The following is a 20,331-nucleotide window of genomic DNA, read 5'->3' as shown; positions in this document are numbered from 1 at the left end:
GAGAAGCTATGTTGAGGGCTTTATTGGTCGCGTTTTTAGCGATATGGAGTTGTCTCTCGAGTGCTGCGAGTGAATCTGCTATGTCTTTGTTAGACAATCGCTTTCGAGTGGATCCAACCATCGAGCAGATCACTTTTTTAGTTTATCGTGAGCAAAGTTCTCAGCCAGTTGTTTTAGTCCGCCCTGACGGTAAAAAGTACTATGCTTGGGACGCCTACGACAATGTACGTTGGTACCAAGAAGCCTCACTCGATATTATCTCCGTTGACAACCCTATGCCAGGCCCATGGCAGGCTGTGGGGAAAGTCACTCCTAAAAATAACATCCGCTTAATTTCTCACTTAAAGCTCAGCACGGATGTGTTCCCAAACCGATTATATAATGGGGAAGCGCTTAAGTTTACAGCTCGCCTAACCTCCGACGACAAACCTCTTGTACTGCGCGACTTCCTTGACCGCGTGAATTTGCGCGTGACATTTACCAAGTTTGTCGAAAATGAAGATGAGTTGATCAAAGAAGCACGTCCAGTGCCGATGGTTGTGGGTGAGTTTGCTGATGATGGCCGCGGCTTGGATGAAAAAGCAGGGGATGGTGTGTTCACTGTCCAACTACCAATAGACGTTGAGCCCGGTAAGTACCGTGCGCGAATCACCTCTGGTAATGGCGTATTCTTACGAGCGCAAGAGCAAGTCATCTTGGTTTATCCGACCCCCATTTCTCGTACTTTTATTCAGGCGCGTAATCCTGACAAACCACACCAATTGGTGGTGAGTGGTGAGCAAGGTATGATCGCGCCAGGCTCAATCGCAGTCACGGTGGAACAAGATGCACCCGATGGCTTTGTTAGCTACAGCCAAGGCCAGGTTTCTAAAGATGGAATGAGAACCACGCTGAACCTCAATAACGACGCTGAGCTTGGTAAATACGCATGGCGCGGCGAGATCTTTGCCACTGATTTTGCGACGCAACGTCCACTGGTGTTTCCTATTCCAGAGCAAACTTTCAGTGTTGTTGATGACGTTGATCTAGAAGCCGCTCGAATTGCAAAAGAAGCTGAATTAGCCGAGCAGCGCCGTATTGAAATGGAAAAGCAAATTATCGCTGAGCGGGAGGCTGAGCGTAAGCGCAGCATGATTATTATCGCGGTGGGTAATGTGATAATGCTGCTGATTGTGATCCTTGCATGGATAGTCTGGCGCAAAATTAAAGCGAAACGCGATGCCATGCCAGAGATGCAGTTAGAGGTGCCAAAGAAATAGTAGTAACACATAAAGCGAGAAACGGAGCCAATCGGCTCCGTTTTTTTCAGTTTAACTTTGAGGCAGAATTTGATGTTTCTCATGGTCATTAATCATTTTATTTTAAAGTAACACCATGATTTAACGTTGATTAATCATAATAAAGCTCGCATGATACTCTTTACGTTTCGACTTGATTTTAGTGCGTATCGACGGAGTGAGTTATGACAATTGGAGCGTTAGAACTAGAGCATTTACCACGACAAAAGGCCTTGGTTGAGTCTGCTTATGATGCCTTTTATTCTGAAAAAGACGTTGTTGCTGCGGTATTGCTTGGTTCATTGTCATCAGGAAAAGGTGACCGTATTTCGGACGCTGATGTTGTTGTCTTTACTCAAAACAACTTCCATAAAGCCTCAGAGCCTTGCTTTACCCACTTTGAAGCAAATAAAGACATTTTTATCGTCTTGAGGGGGAACACAACGAAAATGCGTGCTTCAAAAAATACATTTTTAATAACCTAACCAGTGCGGAGATTCATTGTTTAGATCTCTGTGAGCCTTTCAAACTTTCTAAGCCATTTAAGGTTTTATTTGATAAAGCTGATGTGATTGCTGGCATGGTTACTGATGAACCTGCGCCAAAGCATGAAGATTTCCCAGTTTATACCAGTGGTGATCAAGGCCTGATTTGGGAACTCTTTGATTGCATTAAGTGGTTGAGCAGAGATAACCATGATCTCGCTAAGTCCTACCTGAAAAAACTCTCTGAGAAACTCTAATTTGAGAGTTATCCCCGTTCCTCCCACTCAAGTTAGTTAGGCGGTTAGGTTATGAAATACAAAAAGCGTCAGAAGTACAAATACACTCTCCATTCTGAAGAAAAGATTGAGACTCGCATTTCAGTGAGTCAGGCGTATGACAGCCCTTTTCTTAGTTTGTCCAAACAAGGCGTGTTAACGATTAAAAAGGGCTATGCTTGGGATGGAGCGAGTGGGCCAGCGTTAGACACAAAAAACATTATGAAAGCTTCTTTAGTGCATGATGCTCTTTACCAACTCATGAGGGAAGAGGTGTTGCCACAAAGTGCTCGAAAGCATGCGGATATGTTGCTGAGAGAAACATGTTTAGAAAAAGGAATGTCTAGCTTCAGAGCGACTTATATCTATTATGGCGTCAGAGTTGTCGGTGGCTTCTTTTCCAGACCCGATACTTTGTGCGCTTAACGGGAACACCTTTCCAATTTTAACTGTTTATTTATACAGTTTGGTTATGTAAGCTCCAAGGTGATACAAAGGAGTCGTACATAATGACAATAAGATATGAAGAGCACGTGCCAAGCCCGAAAGAATACTGTGATATGCGCGTCAAAGCCGGGCTATCACCCAAATCGTTGAAAGCGGCTGAAATTGGTCTACCCAATTCGTTATATGGCGTATCTGTTCGGGATGAGGGAAAGCTCATTGCAATGGGCCGGATTGTTGGTGACGGGGCGTGTAACTTCGAAATTGTCGACGTTGCCGTTGACCCTGATTATCAAGGTAACGGTTTAGGTAGAAAAGTCATGGAATACATCGACGGTTATCTTTCTTCTGTTGCACTTGAAGGCTCTTACGTTTCTATGATTGCTGATGAACCGGTCTTTTACGAAAAGCTTGGTTATAGGCTGGTGGCTCCTAAAAGCCAAGGGATGACAAAAAAGTTTAAGCCGAAGGCGTAACACGTATTCAGCTGTGCAAATAAGCAATAGAAAACAGGAGTTTAATTTCCTGTTTTCTATATTAAACTTCTACTTAAGCCACTTCTGGAATTGGTTTGGGTGGCTGCTCTAAATCAGGCTCTTTTTGAACAGTAGGAATTTGTCCCTCACCCACAGCACTGATGTAACAGCCACTAAGTTTAATGGCAAGGTACATATCGGCTCGCAGTAAGATGCCTCCTTCACTGGTGCTGATACCAGTAAGCTCACACCATTGACGTAAGCGTCGTTTCCTTCCTGCGAGGATTAAGCGTACGCCTCTCTTTTTTAAAGTATTGTGAATATCTGACAGTGTTGCCATCACACTGAGATCTAAGTGAGTAAAGCTCGATACGGCGTCGATGACAACGCAACTTGCGTCTTTGTGATGTTCTACTTGCTCTAACACTCGGCGTTTAAAGTAAGGTGCGTTGAAGTAAGTCAGCGGCGAGTTAAAGCGGTAAATCACCATTCCAGGAATAGGCGAAGCTTTTCCTGAGTCGTCGATGGTCCGAATGGTGCCTTTTTCATCCAAGCCAAGTAGCTGATCACTCGGTCGCATGACAATACGTAAAAATTGAAATAGCCCTAGCAGTACCGCTAAAGTGATCCCCGGTATTACGCCTACGATCAAAACAGAAATAAAAGTGATGATTGCTAGATAGAACGCATCTTTGTCACGAGATTTTAATTTCCAAATGGCTTTGAGATCGAGCAGCGACAAGGATGCAATGATCAACACGACACCAAGTGATGCGATGGGAATAAACTGTAAAGGCTCATAAATAAATACCGCAATAATGGCAATGGTGATTGCGGCGACAATCGAAACTAATTGAGATTTACCGCCATTTGCATCATTTACCGCTGTGCGTGAGTCAGCTCCGCTTATCGCGAAACCTTGCGAAAACGCTGAGGCAATGTTGGCAAAGCCCAACGCCTGAAACTCTTTATTTGCATCAATATCATAACCGTTTTTAGCGGCGAAACTGCGCGCGGTGAGCATCATGCTAACAAAGCTGACAATCGCAAGGTTGAGCGCCGGGACCACTAGCTCACGAACTTCACCTAGCTCAAACTCTGGCGTTTGAAACTGAGGGAAACCACCTTGAGTGACCCCAACTACGGATACGCCCATCTCTTGTAAATGGAAAAACCAAACTGACGCGGTAGTCACGAGTATCGCCAGCATGGCAGCAGGCCAAGTTGGTCGGTAGCGTTTGGTGAGTAAATAAACGACAACCGTCACGATACTCAGAGTTACGGTAGGCCAATGAAGCTCGGTTAATCGTTGTGGAGCCTCCCATAAGCGTTCCAGCAAGTAACGTTGTTCGTATTTCAAACCGACCACTTTGGCAAACTGACCAACGATAATCGTGAGAGCGACACCGTTGAGTAGACCCAAAAGAATCGGGCGAGAAAGGAAGTCTGCAAACACCCCTAACTTAAAACGACTTGCCAGTACACACCAAATACCAGTCATCGCTGTCATGGTCATGACTAACTGCCAATGTTTTGTGGGGTCACCTGCGGCAAGTGGTGTCACAACAGCAGCGATCACTGCACAAGTTGCTGCATCGGGTCCGACAATGAGTTGTCGAGATGTGCCCATCATGGCGTACACCAACATTGGCAGTACACACGAGTACAGACCGACAATTGCGGATACCCCGGTTAACTGTGCATAAGCTATGGCAACTGGCAGTGCAACCGCGACAACAGAAAAGGCGGCTCTAAAGTCGTTAACAAACCATTCTTTTTGATAATGCTTAAGCTGAACAAGCCCTGGGAACCACTGTGCGAGTAATATTTTAGCCAACGGATTTACCATATATGTGAGTGAGTTACTTAAAAGTATACACCGCTTGCTTGGAACGTCTGTGAGTTAGTTATCACTGGAAATCGGGGGAAGGGTCGGAGTGCGTGGATTTTATTGCGCTTGGGCAGAGGTTCTTCGTGGTGTGAGGTGTTATGAACGCTATTCTGGTAGCAATAAAAAACGGGAGCTGACACTCCCGTTGTATGATTTCAGATTAGAGAGTTAGGCAACGCTATCCATCTGAGGGTATAGCGGCTTTGCTGCGAGCAATTCCGGCTCAAAGTCGTCAACGTTGATTGTATCTAGACGATGCTGTTCCGCTTCTCTGAGTAGATCGGCTTCTTCTTGCGTTATGAAGCCTTGCTCTAGCCCTTCCTGAGCAATCATATCCAAACGTAAGAATGGGCGACGCTTACCTTGCGCTTTACATATTTTGTCAAACACAGGCTCAGCTTGAAGAATGACTGACAGCGCAAGCTCAATCTTACCTGCAGCGTTGTGCTCGGTTGGTTCAAGGTATTGACCGCGACCAATGCGTGAGCGCGTTGCACTTGGCGTTTGTAGAATACGCGCCACTTTACTGTCCAGTTTATCGCTTGGTGCTTTGCGTACACGACCGAATGGCATGATTAACACGCGCAGTGCACGGCCAATCACTTTGTTCGGAAAGTTTGCTAAGAATTCGTCTACCGCCACTTCCGCTTGTTTCAAACTGTCTTGTAGACCCCAGTGTACTAATGGTAAATCTTCGACTGGGCGGCCATCTTGCTCAAAACGTTTCAACGTCGCAGAGCTCAAATATAGCTGGCTTAGAATGTCACCAAGACGCGCTGATAGACGCTCTTTACGCTTCAAAGAGCCACCTAGCACTGCCATTGAGATATCCGATAGCAGAGCAAGGTTTGCGCTGTAACGGTTCAATTGTTGGTAGTAACGCTTGGTTGCATCTTTGGTTGGTGATGAAGAACCTAAACCATCGCTCAAACCAAACCAGATACTGCGCACGAGGTTACTCATTGTAAAGCTCACGTGACCAGCAAGCGCTTTATCGAACTTCTCAACTGCATCGCCAGCCTCAGAATATGCTGCGTTCATTTCTTCAAGAACGTAAGGGTGACAACGAATCGCACCTTGACCAAAGATGATCATTGAACGAGTTAGGATGTTTGCACCCTCAACCGTTACCGCGATTGGTGCACCTTGGTAACCACGCGCTAGGAAGTTAGAAGGTCCCATACAGATACCTTTACCGCCTACGATGTCCATTGCGTCGATGATGCTTTGCTGACCGCGATGAGTACAGTGGTACTTCACGATAGCTGAGATTACTGATGGCTTTTCACCTAAGTCGATACCTGCCACGGTTAAGTTGCTTGCTGCATCCATCACGTAAGCATTACCACCTAGACGCGCTAATGGCTCTTCTACGCCTTCCATGTGACCGATAGGTTGTTTGAACTGACGACGAATGCGTGAGTAAGCGCCCGTAGCCATTGCCGCAGTTTTGATGCCACCTGTTGAGTTTGAAGGTAGCGTGATACCACGTCCAACCGACAGACACTCAACCAGCATACGCCAACCTTGGCCCGCCATTTTTTCACCACCGATAATGAAATCGATAGGAACAAAGATGTCTTTACCGCGCGTTGGACCATTTTGGAATGGTACATTGAGCGGGAAGTGTCGGTTACCAATCTCAACACCTTTGACATCAGTTGGGATAAGCGCACAAGTGATGCCAAGATCTTCTTTGTCGCCTAGCAAACCTTCAGGATCGCGAAGTTTAAATGCTAAGCCTAGTACCGTTGCGACTGGCGCTAGGGTGATGTAGCGCTTGTTCCAAGTCAGGCGCATACCCAGTACTTCTTTTCCTTCCCATTCGCCTTTACAAACCACACCGTAATCTGGAATAGAGCCAGCGTCAGAGCCTGCTTCTGGACTCGTTAAGGCGAAACAAGGGATTTCCTTACCTTCAGCTAGGCGCGGTAAGTAATGGTTTTTCTGATCTTCAGTACCATAGTGTTGCAGTAGCTCACCAGGACCCAAAGAGTTAGGAACACCAACGGTAGACGATAGAACGCCAGAAACACCCGTTAGTTTTTGTAGTACTAGTGATTGCGCGTATGCTGAGAATTCCAGACCACCGTACTTTTTCTTAATGATCATGGCGAAGAATTTGTGATCTTTCAGGTATTGCCATACTTCTGGCGGTAAGTCTGCGAGTTCGTGAGTCACTTGGAAATCGCTCACCATGGCACACACTTCATTCACTGGACCGTCTAAAAAGGCTTGTTCTTCTGCACTTAATTTAGGTGCTTGAATTGCGTGAAGCTTTTGCCACTCTGGTTTGCCTTTAAATAGCTCGGCTTCCCACCAGACGGTACCTGCGTCTAACGCTTCTTTTTCGGTTTGAGACATAGCTGGCAGCACTTTCTTGAAAAGCGCTAATGCTTTGCGACTTATCAAAGACTGACGTACGCCAGGAACCGCGAATACAGCGGCAGCAAGAACGTAAATCGTCCAACCAGTAACGCCAACCGCGCCTGTTACTGTAAGCGCTAACATAGCTGCTGTGAGTAAACTAATAGATTTCACGAGAGACATGCGGTGGTAGAGCGTAATGCCTAACACGACCGTCATCGTGATGATTGAGAGCAAGATGTCCATATGTATTTTCCTTTTCAGACTTTATAAGTGTTGTACGTCTGCATGTTAGGTAAGAGGTCTAACCAGTTGGTTTAAGTGTAATCAAAATATTAAGGAAATGTAAAACATAAGATTGGATAAAAAGTGATCTAAGTAGAGTTAAAGTTCTAAAGTTGCGATTTGAGTGATGGTTTCATGAGCAAGTTGACAAGTTTATTACCATCACCAATCTAAATCTGTTGGTTCACTATCGACACTAATTCTCGTTTGTGGGTAAACTCAGAGTAATCAAACCCGAGTTCAGGTTTATGAAATGTCCGATACCAAATTGGTATCAGAACAATTTGCTCAGTGAATCTAGGACTGACTGAAGCCGAAATAATAAAGAGAACGTCTTATGTACCATGATCTGATTAGAAGTGAATTAAACGAAGCTGCTGAAGTGCTCAACAAATTTTTAAGCGATGACCATAACATTGCGCAAATCGAAGCAGCGGCGAAAATGATTGCTGACTCATTCAAGCAAGATGGTAAAGTACTGTCATGTGGTAACGGTGGTTCTCACTGTGATTCGATGCACTTTGCCGAAGAGTTAACAGGCCGTTACCGAGAAAACCGTCCTGGCTATGCTGGTATTGCTATTTCAGATCCAAGCCACCTTTCTTGCGTGAGTAATGACTTTGGTTATGACTTCGTGTTTTCCCGTTATGTAGAAGCGGTTGGCCGAAAAGGTGACGTACTGTTTGGTCTATCGACTTCAGGTAACTCAGGTAACATCCTGAAAGCGATTGAAGCGGCGCAAGCGAAAGGCATGAAGACGATTGCGCTAACAGGCAAAGATGGCGGCAAAATGGCAGGGCTTGCCGATATTGAAATCCGCGTGCCACACTTTGGTTATGCGGACCGTATTCAGGAAATTCATATTAAGATTATTCATATCATCATTCAGTTGATTGAAAAAGAGATGGAATAGTCGTTTCACAGCCACCTTTTCGAGCTGTGTTGTTAGGGAGTTTTTTAAATCATGTGTGAATTGCTCGGTATGAGCGCTAATGTTCCGACGGATATTTGTTTCAGTTTTACCGGGCTCATGCAGCGTGGAGGTCGAACTGGCCCACACCGTGACGGATGGGGAATTACCTTCTACGAAGGGAAAGGTTTTCGAACTTTCAAAGATCCCAAGCCAAGTTGTGAGTCGCAAATTGCAGAGTTAGTGCAAAATTATCCTATCAAGAGTCGTGCTGTCGTTAGTCATATCCGGCAGGCGAATCGTGGTGGTGTTAATTTAGAAAATACTCATCCCTTTACACGTGAGTTATGGGGTAGGTATTGGACGTTTGCGCACAACGGTCAGCTCTCAGGCTATCAAGACTTACATACGGGTCGACACCGACCTGTCGGCGAGACAGATAGCGAACTGGCCTTTTGTTGGTTGCTGAAGCAAATGGAAGATCGATATCCTGAGCCGCCAAAGGATATGGAATCGGTATTCTTATATGTTGCTAAATGTTGTGATGAGCTAAGAGAGAAGGGTGTATTTAACATGCTTCTGAGTGATGGTGAGTATGTAATGACGTATTGCACCAATCATTTGTATTGGATCACGAGACGCGCACCGTTTGGTAAAGCCGCTTTGCTTGATGAAGATGTGGAAATTAACTTCCAAGAAGAAACAACGCCACACGACATTGTGTCTGTGATCGCGACTCAACCTTTAACGGGCAATGAAGCTTGGCAGCGGATGAAGCCTGGCGAATACGGCTTGTTTCACCTAGGTGAACTTGTGAAAAACAATGCATCTGAACTGGTGAATGTGCCGTTTGCAGCGGCGAAACCGGGCAATCAGGCGCCAACTGAGCCGTTAGAATAGCAGTTAATTCGGAACAACTCGTAAAGCTCGCTTAATCGCGAGCTTTATTTTTATACGTTTTTTAACCGAATGCGTATACTGGTGAACTCTCATACTTTCTAGGTTCCTAGTCTCGCTAAGGCTTGCCGGAAAGACGTAACTGATAGAAATTTCTCATAAAACACCACGTCATTCTGAACGGTGAGGAACGAACCAGATTCAGAATCTACTTTCCGAGTGTCGTGTTACTCAAGTGGTTATGGGATTTTTTAGAATGTTGGGTTTTAGGTTTCTAGTCTCACTACGGTTTTCTTGAATCAAGTTTATATGTTTCAAAATAACAAAAGGCAGCTCTCAGGCTGCTCTTTTGTGTTTGGAGTTTGGTATTCAGGACTACTCATCGGAGGCGTAGCCGTGTGTGCCAAGCTCTGCGCCATCTAAATAGGCTTTACCATCCTTCATGATTAAGCGCTCATCTACTAACCACTTAGCCACCATAGGGTAGATTCGGTGTTCCTGAGCCTGAACACGCGCTGCAAGTACACTAGCATTATCGTCTTCGAATACCGGAACTTTTGCTTGCAGTATGACAGGGCCACCATCAAGCTCTTCCGTTACAAAGTGCACACTCGTACCATGTTCTTTGTCGCCAGCATCAATTGCTCTCTGGTGTGTGTGTAGCCCAGGATATTTTGGTAGAAGAGAAGGGTGGATATTGATCATCTTACCCATGTAATGAGAAACAAACTCGCTGCTCAGAATACGCATGTAGCCCGCCAGAATAATCACGTCTGGTTGGTACTCATCGATTTGACTCATTAGCTCTGCATCAAAGCTTTCACGCGAGTCGAATGCTTTAGGGTCGACAAAGTGACCGTCTACATCAAAGTTTTTTGCACGTTCTAAACCAAAAGCATCAGCTTTGTTAGAGAACACGGCTGCCACTCGTGCGTTTGGCATGCTGTCTTCGCAAGCTTCCAAGATAGCTTGCAGGTTACTTCCGTTACCCGAGATGAGGACCACAATGTTTTTTAGGGTATGGTTTTTCATGATGTCGAGAGTGCCTTGGTATGGTAGGTTGGAGTTATGTAGCTTCTAAACTACCTACTAATAGAATGGTTTTTAGTGTTCTAGATAGCAAAATGAGGACCTAGTCATCTAGTGTCCTCATTCTTTTTATCTTGTGAGCTCGATTTGCAAATTATTGGATTTCAACTTGCTCTTCGTTCGCTTCAGCTTGCGCGATTTGACCAATAACCCATGCGTTTTCACCTTCTTCTTGAAGAAGAGCAACCGCGGCTTCCGCTTGGTCTTTAGGTAGTGCAACGATTAGACCCACACCACAGTTGAACGTACGGTACATTTCGTGTGTGTCGACGTTGCCTTTCTCTTGTAGCCACTTGAAGATCACTGGCCATTCCCAGCTGTTACCATCGATAACTGCTTTTGTGCCTTCAGGCAGCACACGTGGGATGTTTTCCCAGAAACCACCACCAGTGATATGAGAAATCGCATGGATGTCGTGTTTCTCAATCATCTTAAGTGCTGATTTGATGTAAATCTTCGTTGGTTCTAGTAGGTGCTCACCGATAGTGCGACCTGCTAGTTCTTCGTTCTTATCTGCACCAGATACTTCTAGGATTTTACGGATAAGGGAGTAACCGTTTGAGTGTGGACCGCTTGAGCCAACAGCGATAAGTGCATCACCAGCAGCGACTTTCGTGCCGTCGATCACGTCTTCTTTTTCGACTACGCCAACACAGAAACCAGCTACGTCGTAGTCTTCGCCTTCATACATGCCAGGCATCTCGGCAGTTTCGCCACCAATTAGGGCGCAACCTGCTTGAATACAGCCTTCCGCGATACCTGAAACAACATCCGCTGCGGTATCAACGTCTAGTTTGCCTGTTGCGTAATAATCTAGGAAGAACAGTGGCTCTGCGCCTTGCACGATAAGATCATTTACACACATCGCAACAAGGTCGATGCCGATAGTGTCGTGCTTGTTCATATCCAGTGCTAGGCGAAGCTTAGTACCTACGCCATCAGTACCAGAAACCAGTACAGGTTGTTTGTATTTGGTTGGCAATTCGCATAGCGCGCCAAAACCACCGATACCACCCATAACTTCAGGGCGACGAGTACGTTTTACCGCACCCTTAATACGATCCACAAGCGCGTTGCCTGCATCAATATCTACACCAGCGTCTTTATAGCTAAGAGAAGAGTTGTTACCACTCACAGGGAAGTCCTCGGTATTAAGTTGGATATGAAAACGGCGCTATTCTAACAGTGCTTAAACACAGATAGCAAACGTTTGCGTCTGTTTTTTTCTTTAGTGATTTATCCTGATATCCCTGTAAAAATCATGTATAATCTGAAGGTTTGTTTAAATATTGCCAACTATAGCCGGAGATGGACATGAAAGTTGTTGAAGTAAAGCACCCTCTAGTAAAACATAAAATTGGTCTAATGAGAGAAGGTGACATCAGCACAAAACGTTTTCGTGAGTTAGCGACTGAGGTCGGTAGCCTACTTACTTACGAAGCAACGTCAGACTTTGAAACAGAAAAAGTGACCATTGATGGTTGGAACGGTCCGGTAGAAGTAGACCAAATTAAAGGTAAAAAAGTAACCGTAGTACCAATCCTACGTGCAGGTCTAGGCATGATGGACGGTGTTCTTGAGCACATGCCAAGCGCACGTATCAGTGTTGTTGGTATTTACCGTGATGAAGAAACACTTGAGCCAGTTCCTTACTTCAACAAGCTTGCTTCTAACATCGATGAGCGTATTGCGCTTGTTGTTGACCCAATGCTTGCAACAGGTGGTTCTATGATTGCTACGATCGATCTTCTAAAAGAGAAAGGTTGTAACCAAATCAAAGTGTTAGTACTTGTTGCTGCACCAGAAGGTATTGAAGCGCTAGAAAAAGCACACCCAGATGTGGAGCTATACACTGCTGCAATCGATGAGAAGCTAAATGACAAAGGCTACATCGTACCGGGTCTAGGTGATGCAGGTGATAAGATCTTCGGTACTAAGTAATTCTTTAATGTATTACTACGACTGAACAGAAAAAACAAAGGCTTGGTGAAAACCAAGCCTTTTTTATATCTATAATACGAGAAGAATAAAATGCGCCACTCAGTAAAGCAGCGCAGACGCACTATTTCGCGTTCTCTTCTTCCATTTGTGCGTTATCTACAACGTGGTTTTCACCTAAATCGTTTGGTAGCACAAGGTTAAGAATAATTGCCACGATACCGCATAGGCTCACACCTTGTAGGCTGAACTCGCCAATACCGAAAGCCATACCGCCAATACCAAATACAAGTGTTACGGCAACGATCACTAGGTTACGAGACTTATGTAAATCAACGTTATTCTTGATCAGTGTATTAAGTCCTACCGTGGCGATAGAGCCGAACAGCAGAATCATGATGCCACCCATGACAGGAACTGGAATCGTTTGAAGAATCGCGCCTAGCTTACCTACCAATGCAAGTACGATTGCAGTGATCGCAGCCCAAGTCATGATCACAGGGTTAAATGCTTTGGTTAGCATTACCGCTCCTGTAACTTCACTGTAAGTGGTGTTTGGTGGAGCACCCACCATCGAGGCTGCGATAGTTGCCACCCCGTCACCTGCGATTGTGCGATGAAGGCCAGGTTTTTTCAGGTAGTTTTTACCTGTAACGTTTGAGATAGCAAGCATGTCACCTACGTGCTCTACCGCAGGTGCGATAGCGACAGGAATCATGAACAAGATTGCGTTTATGTTGAACTCTGGCGCGGTGAAGTTTGGCATAGCTAGCCAAGCCGCTTGTGTTACTGGAGTGAAATCAACCACCCCATAGAATAGAGAAACAGAGTAACCAGCAAGAATACCACCAACAATAGGAACGAGCTTCAAGAAGCCTTTTGCAAACACGCTTAGTACAATGGTTGTGAGCAGTGAGACCGCCGAGATGATGATCGCAGCATCACCATTAACAAGCTGTGCAGCACCATCACCGGTTTTACCTACCGCCATGTTCACTGCTGTTGGAGCAAGGCCAAGACCAATCACCATGATCACAGGGCCAACGACAACAGGCGGGAGAATTTTATGGATAAATCCAACACCACGCACTTTGATCATCGCCCCTAGAGCCACATAAACCAGGCCCGCTGCCATTAAGCCGCCCATCGTTGCGCCGATACCCCAAGTTTGGATACCGAACATAATAGGAGCAATAAACGCAAAAGAAGAGGCAAGGAAGATGGGAACAGAACGTTTAGTCATTAATTGGAAGAGGAGAGTACCGACACCGGCACCAAAGAGGGCGACATTTGGATCAAGGCCAGTTAGCAGCGGCACAAGCACCAAAGCACCAAAAGCGACAAAGAGCATTTGAGCGCCTTGTAACGCGTTTTTCATAATAATTCCCTATTTTCAAGATACGCAGACAAATCCGGCGAATACTATCATCCTGCAATCGTTTGCAATGTTGCATGGATCAAACTTTCGATTGAATCTTTCCCATAAATAGCGTTTTTGAGAGTTAGTTGCTTGCAAATTGTCCTCTTTTACGTGTCTTGCGTGAAGATGAAAAATAGACAGCCTAACTTGTTGAGATAGCTTAATAAGCAATGAGTTTATTATAAAAAATAGCACTGAAGCGCTGGTTGAGGCCCGAGTTAACAAAGCTGGTCATAATACAGATAATTTACTCAGTACTTACCTTGCTCAAGATTTGATAGTTGCTTATTATTCGGGTTCTTGTTCAGAGGATTATAAAAACTATGCGCTATTTAGCTCTCTTACTGATAGGTTGGTTGTCCCTACCAGTATATGCATTAACTCAGGTGGATATCTATCGTGCCGAAGTGGTTATCGACAGTGAGCAGAACGACGGTGAGTCTCTGGCTCGTCAACAAGGTATGCAGGATGTGATTGTTCGAGCGACCGGTTCTCAATCCTCTTTAAGCAATCCAGTGATTAAAAAGGCACTTGGTTCAAGTGCGCGTTACATTTCCCAACTGAGCTATGGGCAGGTTGATGGAAAAGCGAGCTTAAAAATGTTGTTTAACAGCGACCAAATCAGCTCGCTTTTAACACAAGCTCAATTGCCATCTTGGTCGCCAAATCGTGCCAATATTTTGGTTTGGATGGTGGAAGAACAGGGATACGATCGTAATATTGCTTGGGAGCATTCCGACTCTTCAAACGCTGTAGCACTTCGCAGTGCTGCGAAATCGAGAGGCTTGCCGATCACGATCCCGGTTGGTGATTTTGATGATGTAACTGGTGTTAATGTTTCTGATCTTTGGGGCGGCTTTATTGAGCCAATTGGCCAAGCGAGCCAGCGCTACCCAGCGGATGCCGTTTTAGTTGTGCGCGCTCAAGGTGAACAAATTCGCTGGACGTTATACGATCAATCACCAATGAGAATTGTTGAAGCACAGCGCTCTCCGCGTAACGGTTCCGCATCAGGCGCCAATGCCATTGCTGAGATGGTTGATGGCATCGCTGACTACTACGCGAGTAAGAGCGCAGTGGTAGTATCTGGAAAATCTTCAAAAGCTTTGGCGGTGAAAGTCCTTAATGTAACGTCTGCCACGGACTTCTTCCGTTTAGAGAATGCGTTAAAACAACTTAATTCGGTTGCGGGTACGGAAATTAAGCGTGTCCAAGGTGATGAGCTGACGCTCAACATCCATCTTTTGGCATCTCAACAAGCTTTTGAGAAAGAAGCTTCTTCTATTTCTCAATTAATGATTTTTGAAGATCCTTTGGGTGAAGTTGATGCCCCAGCTTTAACTCAAGAAGCAGAGCCAATTGCTCCGATGAATGAAGCTAAAGATACAGCTATGGTAGAAAAAGTGCAGTCTGAAGTGCCTGCGGATATCGCGGCGGAAGCAAAGGACGAAACGCACCCAACTCAGCCGATGATTGTGGAGCCTGTCCGAGAACAGTATGACTTGATCTACGAGTGGCGCTCGGCATCGTAATCGCATTGATAGCTTTCCAGGCGTAAAGCGCAAGGATCAAACACCAATGTGGTAAGCGTAAAAAAGAGTCGCAATAGCGACTCTTTTTGTTTTCTAAATTCGTATTCGAACCAATGCTCAGTGATTGATTGCGATTGGCGTTATTTATTGAATTTCGCTTTTTCTTCTTTTTCTACTTGAGAGAGGCGCTTCAACTTAAGACCTAGCTCTTTGCCTCTCGCTCTAGCAAACAAAATATTGCCAGCGAAACCGAGTGAAGTCAGGAGCAACTCTACTGCCGCAAGCCAACGTTCTCCACCATCCACATAAAGGATGGTCAGCGCATGCAAGAAATACAGCATAAGAACAAAGTTAGCCCAAGCATGAGTGTAAGGCTTGCCGGCCAAAATACCAGGCAACGGAAGTAATAGCGGAATACACCAAGCAATAGCAAGTGTTGTGCTGCTGAGGTGAGGGTGAGGGGACAACGCAAGTTGCCAAATAGCGACCCAGGCCAATAAGGCTAAGTTGCCAAATAAAGCTAGGTAACGATAGGTTTTAGCCTGTGTACCGAGTGGTGTTTGGTCTAAAGAGTCAGACATCGATTAACTATCCTTGATTTTACTAACAGACTTTTAGTTTTAACGCTGCAGTTGCCAGCCTTTTGCCTAATTGTTGTGCCAGACGAATCTCTTCACTGCTGAGGGTTGCCTCATGGCCTACACTGCTGGCGCCATACGGAGTGCCTCCGGACTGCGTAGTGTGTAGCTCTGGTTCGGCATAAGGAATGCCCAAAACCATCATCCCGTGATGCAATAAAGGGGTCATCATGCTTTGTAACGTTGTTTCTTGACCACCATGCATCGAAGAGGAAGAGGTAAAGACACAAGCTGGCTTATCGATTAAGTCACCACTGACCCATAAAGATGTAGTCTGATCCCAGAAGTGCTTTAAAGGCGCAGCCATGTTGCCAAACCAGACGGGACTGCCAAACGCTAGACCGTCGCACGTTTTCAGTTCCTCTAGAGTAACAATTGGATCAGAAGGGGAGTGTGAGTGAGGTGACAATTCTTCAACTGTACGCAAAATTGCTTGGCATTGAGGAGTCGATTCGACTCCTCTTGCTATCTGTCTTGCCAGTTGTTTTGTCGAGCCGTGACGGCTGAAGTACAAAATAAGGAGCTGGCAATCCATTTATAGAATATCCAACACTTGCTCTGGTGGTCGACCAATTTTCGCTTTGCCGTTGGCAACTACCACCGGACGCTCAAATAATTTTGGATTTTTCGCCATTGCTTCGAACAATTGCTCATCGCTAACAGAGTCTTCGCCTAGGCCAAGTTCTTTGTATTCGCTTTCTTTGGTGCGCATCATTTCACGTACAGATGAAAAGCCAAGTTGTGCGTACAGCGCTTTTAGCTCATCTACGTTAAGTGGTGTGTCTAGGTATTTGACGACTTCCGGTGTAACACCATTTTGCTCAAGCAGTTCAAGTGTTTGACGGCTCTTTGAGCAACGAGGGTTGTGATAAATCACGACTGACATGGTTTTCTCCATTTCGTTATTGTAATGCCATGAATCGATCTCTTTGGATCATGAGTTGGTCAATACGGGCATCGTATCGAGCTTGCTCTAAGCTGCCCAACTTGGCCATTTTACTTGCTTCACTATAATATTGAATCGCTTTATTCCAGTTTGCTCGCAACGCCAAAATTTCCGCTCGCGCAGCCAACTCTTCATCACTACGTCCTAGCGCGTGGTAGCTCTTCGATATTAGGTGCCAGCCATTTGTATCTTCAGGATAATCATGAGTGTATCTTTGAAGAACTCGCGTGGCTTGATCGTTTTTATTGTCCTCAAGTAGTGCATTGGCATAGTTAATGGTCAATACTTTATTTTGAGGGTTCCGAGATAACGCTTTACGGAGCATCTCGGTTGCTTTTTCTGGCTGCTTCTTCTCGATATATAAATCCGTCATAGCATCCAGGTAGAACGGGTTACTTGGGTCCTGCTCCAGCAACTTTTTCAAAATAGGTTCCGCTTGAGACAAGCGTTTGCTGTCTAAATGTACGAGTGCTCGCCCATAGTCAAAAGCAGGTGTGATGTCCGCAGAGGCTTTCTTTTGAGTTCGTTCAAACCAGCCCAAAGCAGCTTGTCCATCAATGCCAGCGTAACGAGCCACAATGCGCGCACGCGCTAGGTGATAGTCTATTGAAGGCACAACACGCATTGGTGGATAGGTCCTTGCTCGCGCACGGCTATCGGTAATTCGATCTTCAGGTAGTGGGTGAGTCAGTAGCATTGGCGGCGGTTTACTCGCATAACGATATTCATCTGCAAGACGGCCAAAAAAACGTGGCATTGCTTGAACATCAAAACCAGCTTTTGCCAGTGTTGAAATACCAAAGCGATCCGCTTCTTTTTCATTCGCGCGAGTGTAGTTGATTTGGCTTTGCATGTTACCTGCGGTTGCCGCCGTAATTGCAGCCATCCCCGCTTCTGGTGAGGCAATCGAAAGCAGTAATGCGCCAGCGAGTGCAGCTAATGTGGCCGGAGAGCGACGTGCTTGCTCTTCCATGCTGCGCGCAAGGTGGCGTTGTGTGACGTGCGCAATCTCGTGAGCAACAACAGAGGCTAACTCGCTTTCTGAACGTGCATGAAGAAACAACCCAGAGTGCAACGCTACGTAACCACCAAAAAACGCGAACGCGTTAATATTGCGGTCGCGAATCATAAAGAAGTGAAACGGCGTTTTTACATCGTTCGCATTGGCTACTAATCTGTGCCCGAGAGCGTCAATATACTCATTGATAACAGGATCATTAACGATAGGTTTACTGGCTCTGAGCATACGCATATAGGCGTCGCCGTAAATCAACTCTTGGTCTATTGAGAGCGTGCCACCAGCAGCCGTACCAATGTCTGGCAAGTCAATGCTATTGGCATAAGTTGTCGGCGAACTGATTGCAGCTGCAAGACATAAGCAAACTAGCGAGCGAGTGCGTTTTAACATACGTTTAAAAGGTTCTCCAAAATACATAAGCATGTGGTTAGAGGCTGAGAACCTCTCAACAGCGCCACATGCGTTTTGGTTATCCGCGAGGATATAAGCTAGCAATAAGACCGGAAATAAATGAATTGGTTTCGTAAATTATTTTATATCCGAGTCATTTCAGCATGTGGTTAAATCATGTCAGAAGTGCTAGCACCAGCTCAAAAAGCCGTTACAATACAACCCTATCATAAGTGCAGAGCAATACAATGGAATCCATGTTACTTGATTTGCGTGAACAACGTTGCCCTATGGCACTATTACTTGCAAAGCGTCACGCTGCTGAAGTCTTTCAAGGAGAAACGCAGCAGTATCATCAACTTGTTATTCAAGTGGTGGATAACAGCTCTAAACGAGACATTGTGAACTATCTCAGTGCCCAAGGGTACTCAGTTGATTGCCAATCTACATCAGAGCACTACACATTGACTGTATTCAATAAGGAATCCGCATAAGATGTTTGAAATGGTTAGTCGTTGGTATAAACGACGTTTCTCAGACCCTCATGCAGTAAGTCTCGTCGCGATCTTGCTGTTTGGTTTTATCACCATTTACTTCTTTGGGCATTTGATTGCGCCATTGCTTGTCGCGATCGTTTTGGCTTATTTACTTGAATGGCCAGTCGTAAAAATGTGTCGCATGGGCGTGCCGCGCACTTTGTCGGTCATCATCGTGATCTTAATGTTCGTCGGATTGATGTTGATCGCTTTGTTTGGTTTGGTTCCGACGATTTGGACTCAGGTCGGTAATCTAATTAACGATATTCCAAACATGTACAACGGGTTACAAAAGTTTATTGTCACGCTGCCAGAACGTCATCCTGAGTTAGCAAACTTAGAAATTGTAGAAACCGTGGTGACAAATGCCAAAAACCAAGCGTTGGGACTTGGTGAGAGTGTAGTAAAAGGCTCACTTGCGTCATTAGTCAGTATTGCGACGCTAGCGGTATACCTGATTTTAGTGCCACTACTTATCTTCTTCTTACTGAAAGACAAAGAAGAGATGCTAAGAATCGCGAGTGGTGTTTTGCCGAAAAACCGTAAACTCGCGAATAAAGTTTGGCATGAAATGAACGAGCAGATCTCTAATTACATTCGCGGTAAAGTGCTCGAGATTTTAATCGTGGGTGGCGTGAGCTACGTAACTTTTGCCATTTTAGATCTTCGCTATTCGGCGCTGCTTGCCGTAGCAGTCGGTCTATCGGTGTTAATTCCTTATATCGGCGCGGCAGCTGTAACTGTGCCTGTCGCCATCGTTGGTCTGTTCCAATGGGGTCTTGCGCCTCCGTTTTATTGGTTGCTGCTTGCTTACGGTATTATCCAAGCGCTGGATGGTAATGTGTTGGTTCCTGTTCTGTTTTCTGAGGCGGTAAATCTACACCCAGTTGCCATCATTGTGGCAGTGTTAGTCTTCGGTGGCTTGTGGGGTTTTTGGGGCGTATTCTTCGCCATTCCGTTGGCGACACTAGTTAAAGCCGTATGGCATGCCTTACCGAGTACGGAAGAAAACGAACCAGTCGAACAAGAGTAGGCGTTACCAAAGTACGATGCTCAAAAGAAAGCCCAGCAGTTTGCTGGGCTTTTTGTTATTTGAAGAACGGATCGCGCTTATGCGTTTTCGTTCAGGTAATTTAATACCACTTCGTGGTGATCTTTGGTTTTGAACTTGTTGAACACGTGTTCAATCACGCCTTCTTCATTGATCAGGAAGCTAATGCGGTGAAGACCATCGTATACTTTACCCATGAAATAGCACCCTTGGAAATATGCTAAGACATAAATTTTGACGATTCTTAATAAAGTCTATCTTTAACAGTCAGTTAAGTTAATAAATTTCTTGTTTGACCCCTAATTATAGCAGTTGTCATATTTTTTTGTAAATTGGGCTATTTTTGACGCTTTTCGAAGCGGGAACTTGTCATAAAAAGTTTAGGCGAAGTTTAAGATAAAGCTTATTTCCATTGCGACAGAATCACTCGGTGACCACAAGCATGACTCTGAGCCTGCAACTTATT

The 20,331-nt window shown here is 45.3% G+C and carries 18 protein-coding genes and 2 pseudogenes; 10 read left to right on the top strand and 10 right to left on the bottom strand.

The features are described from left to right. The first annotated feature begins 8 nt into the window (after positions 1–8). The 4 genes and pseudogenes from L3V30_RS02305 (at position 9) to L3V30_RS02290 (ending at position 2,957) form a co-directional block, all read left to right on the top strand. Positions 9–1,259 (top strand): TIGR03503 family protein, encoded by a 1,251-nt coding sequence (locus tag L3V30_RS02305; protein ID WP_237308243.1) that lies wholly within the window; start codon positions 9–11, stop codon positions 1,257–1,259. 203 nt (positions 1,260–1,462) lie between these two features. Further along, positions 1,463–2,019: pseudogene (locus L3V30_RS02300) on the top strand (hypothetical protein). A 51-nt stretch (positions 2,020–2,070) separates the two neighbouring features. Continuing rightward, positions 2,071–2,463: a DUF1353 domain-containing protein gene (locus L3V30_RS02295; RefSeq protein WP_237308242.1), complete on the top strand. Its 393-nt coding sequence runs from the start codon at positions 2,071–2,073 to the stop codon at positions 2,461–2,463. An 83-nt stretch (positions 2,464–2,546) separates the two neighbouring features. Then, positions 2,547–2,957, top strand: a complete 411-nt coding sequence (locus L3V30_RS02290) for a GNAT family N-acetyltransferase (protein ID WP_145532712.1) — start codon at positions 2,547–2,549, stop codon at positions 2,955–2,957. 73 nt (positions 2,958–3,030) lie between these two features. Here the strand turns inward: L3V30_RS02290 and L3V30_RS02285 are convergent, their stop codons facing one another. After that, the gene (locus tag L3V30_RS02285) at positions 3,031–4,806 is read right to left on the bottom strand and encodes a SulP family inorganic anion transporter (RefSeq protein WP_237308241.1); all 1,776 of its coding nucleotides are present in this window, start codon (positions 4,804–4,806) and stop codon (positions 3,031–3,033) included. Between the two features lie 210 nt (positions 4,807–5,016). Further along, positions 5,017–7,461, bottom strand: coding sequence for an acyl-CoA dehydrogenase FadE (gene fadE, locus L3V30_RS02280; protein ID WP_237308240.1), 2,445 nt, complete (start codon positions 7,459–7,461; stop codon positions 5,017–5,019). 376 nt (positions 7,462–7,837) lie between these two features. Between fadE and lpcA the strand changes: the two genes are divergently transcribed. Together lpcA and L3V30_RS02270 are read left to right on the top strand one after the other, a co-directional pair. Next, positions 7,838–8,413, top strand: coding sequence for a D-sedoheptulose 7-phosphate isomerase (gene lpcA, locus L3V30_RS02275; RefSeq protein WP_005380392.1), 576 nt, complete (start codon positions 7,838–7,840; stop codon positions 8,411–8,413). A 51-nt stretch (positions 8,414–8,464) separates the two neighbouring features. After that, the gene (locus L3V30_RS02270) at positions 8,465–9,310 is read left to right on the top strand and encodes a class II glutamine amidotransferase (RefSeq protein WP_006741678.1); all 846 of its coding nucleotides are present in this window, start codon (positions 8,465–8,467) and stop codon (positions 9,308–9,310) included. Between the two features lie 372 nt (positions 9,311–9,682). Here the strand turns inward: L3V30_RS02270 and purN are convergent, their stop codons facing one another. Further along, positions 9,683–10,339: a phosphoribosylglycinamide formyltransferase gene (gene purN, locus L3V30_RS02265; RefSeq protein ID WP_237308239.1), complete on the bottom strand. Its 657-nt coding sequence runs from the start codon at positions 10,337–10,339 to the stop codon at positions 9,683–9,685. A gap of 151 nt (positions 10,340–10,490) precedes the next feature. Next, on the bottom strand, positions 10,491–11,531 hold the full coding sequence (gene purM / locus L3V30_RS02260) for a phosphoribosylformylglycinamidine cyclo-ligase (protein ID WP_048625871.1): 1,041 nt from the start codon (positions 11,529–11,531) through the stop codon (positions 10,491–10,493). Positions 11,532–11,710: 179 nt separating this feature from the next. Between purM and upp the strand changes: the two genes are divergently transcribed. Then, entirely contained in the window at positions 11,711–12,337 is a 627-nt protein-coding gene (gene upp, locus L3V30_RS02255; protein ID WP_041852906.1) for a uracil phosphoribosyltransferase, read from the top strand. A gap of 121 nt (positions 12,338–12,458) precedes the next feature. On the opposite strand, the gene L3V30_RS02250 is transcribed toward upp, so the two are convergent. Beyond that, positions 12,459–13,712 carry a uracil-xanthine permease family protein gene (locus tag L3V30_RS02250; protein ID WP_226421026.1) on the bottom strand — a complete coding sequence of 418 codons (1,254 nt, stop codon included), beginning with the start codon at positions 13,710–13,712 and terminating at the stop codon, positions 12,459–12,461. A 365-nt stretch (positions 13,713–14,077) separates the two neighbouring features. On the opposite strand from L3V30_RS02250, the gene L3V30_RS02245 reads away from it, so the two are divergent. After that, on the top strand, positions 14,078–15,286 hold the full coding sequence (locus L3V30_RS02245) for a DUF2066 domain-containing protein (protein WP_237308238.1): 1,209 nt from the start codon (positions 14,078–14,080) through the stop codon (positions 15,284–15,286). Between the two features lie 140 nt (positions 15,287–15,426). On the opposite strand, the gene L3V30_RS02240 is transcribed toward L3V30_RS02245, so the two are convergent. Genes L3V30_RS02240 through L3V30_RS02225 form a run of 4 tightly spaced genes read right to left on the bottom strand, consistent with a single transcriptional unit; the run spans position 15,427 to position 18,278 of the window. Continuing rightward, positions 15,427–15,867 (bottom strand): DUF2069 domain-containing protein, encoded by a 441-nt coding sequence (locus L3V30_RS02240; RefSeq protein ID WP_012841511.1) that lies wholly within the window; start codon positions 15,865–15,867, stop codon positions 15,427–15,429. A 22-nt stretch (positions 15,868–15,889) separates the two neighbouring features. Then, positions 15,890–16,459 (bottom strand): NAD(P)H:quinone oxidoreductase, encoded by a 570-nt coding sequence (wrbA, locus tag L3V30_RS02235; protein ID WP_237308237.1) that lies wholly within the window; start codon positions 16,457–16,459, stop codon positions 15,890–15,892. Next, positions 16,460–16,810, bottom strand: a complete 351-nt coding sequence (gene arsC / locus L3V30_RS02230) for an arsenate reductase (glutaredoxin) (protein ID WP_005380410.1) — start codon at positions 16,808–16,810, stop codon at positions 16,460–16,462. Positions 16,811–16,826: 16 nt separating this feature from the next. Then, positions 16,827–18,278, bottom strand: coding sequence for a M48 family metallopeptidase (locus L3V30_RS02225; RefSeq protein WP_012841513.1), 1,452 nt, complete (start codon positions 18,276–18,278; stop codon positions 16,827–16,829). Between the two features lie 257 nt (positions 18,279–18,535). On the opposite strand from L3V30_RS02225, the gene L3V30_RS02220 reads away from it, so the two are divergent. Together L3V30_RS02220 and L3V30_RS02215 are read left to right on the top strand one after the other, a co-directional pair. Continuing rightward, positions 18,536–18,772 carry a sulfurtransferase TusA family protein gene (locus L3V30_RS02220; RefSeq protein ID WP_046875522.1) on the top strand — a complete coding sequence of 79 codons (237 nt, stop codon included), beginning with the start codon at positions 18,536–18,538 and terminating at the stop codon, positions 18,770–18,772. Between the two features lies 1 nt (position 18,773). After that, the gene (locus L3V30_RS02215) at positions 18,774–19,847 is read left to right on the top strand and encodes an AI-2E family transporter (RefSeq protein ID WP_006741685.1); all 1,074 of its coding nucleotides are present in this window, start codon (positions 18,774–18,776) and stop codon (positions 19,845–19,847) included. A 77-nt stretch (positions 19,848–19,924) separates the two neighbouring features. Here L3V30_RS02215 and L3V30_RS02210 read toward each other — a convergent pair. After that, positions 19,925–20,065, bottom strand: a pseudogene (locus L3V30_RS02210) (thioredoxin-dependent thiol peroxidase); the annotation flags it as partial. Positions 20,066–20,331: the final 266 nt, after the last annotated feature.

This window comes from Vibrio sp. A1-1, assembly GCF_021728175.1.
In the GTDB taxonomy this organism is placed as follows: Bacteria; Pseudomonadota; Gammaproteobacteria; order Enterobacterales; family Vibrionaceae; genus Vibrio; species Vibrio diabolicus.
This window is presented reverse-complemented; position numbering and strand designations above follow the sequence as displayed.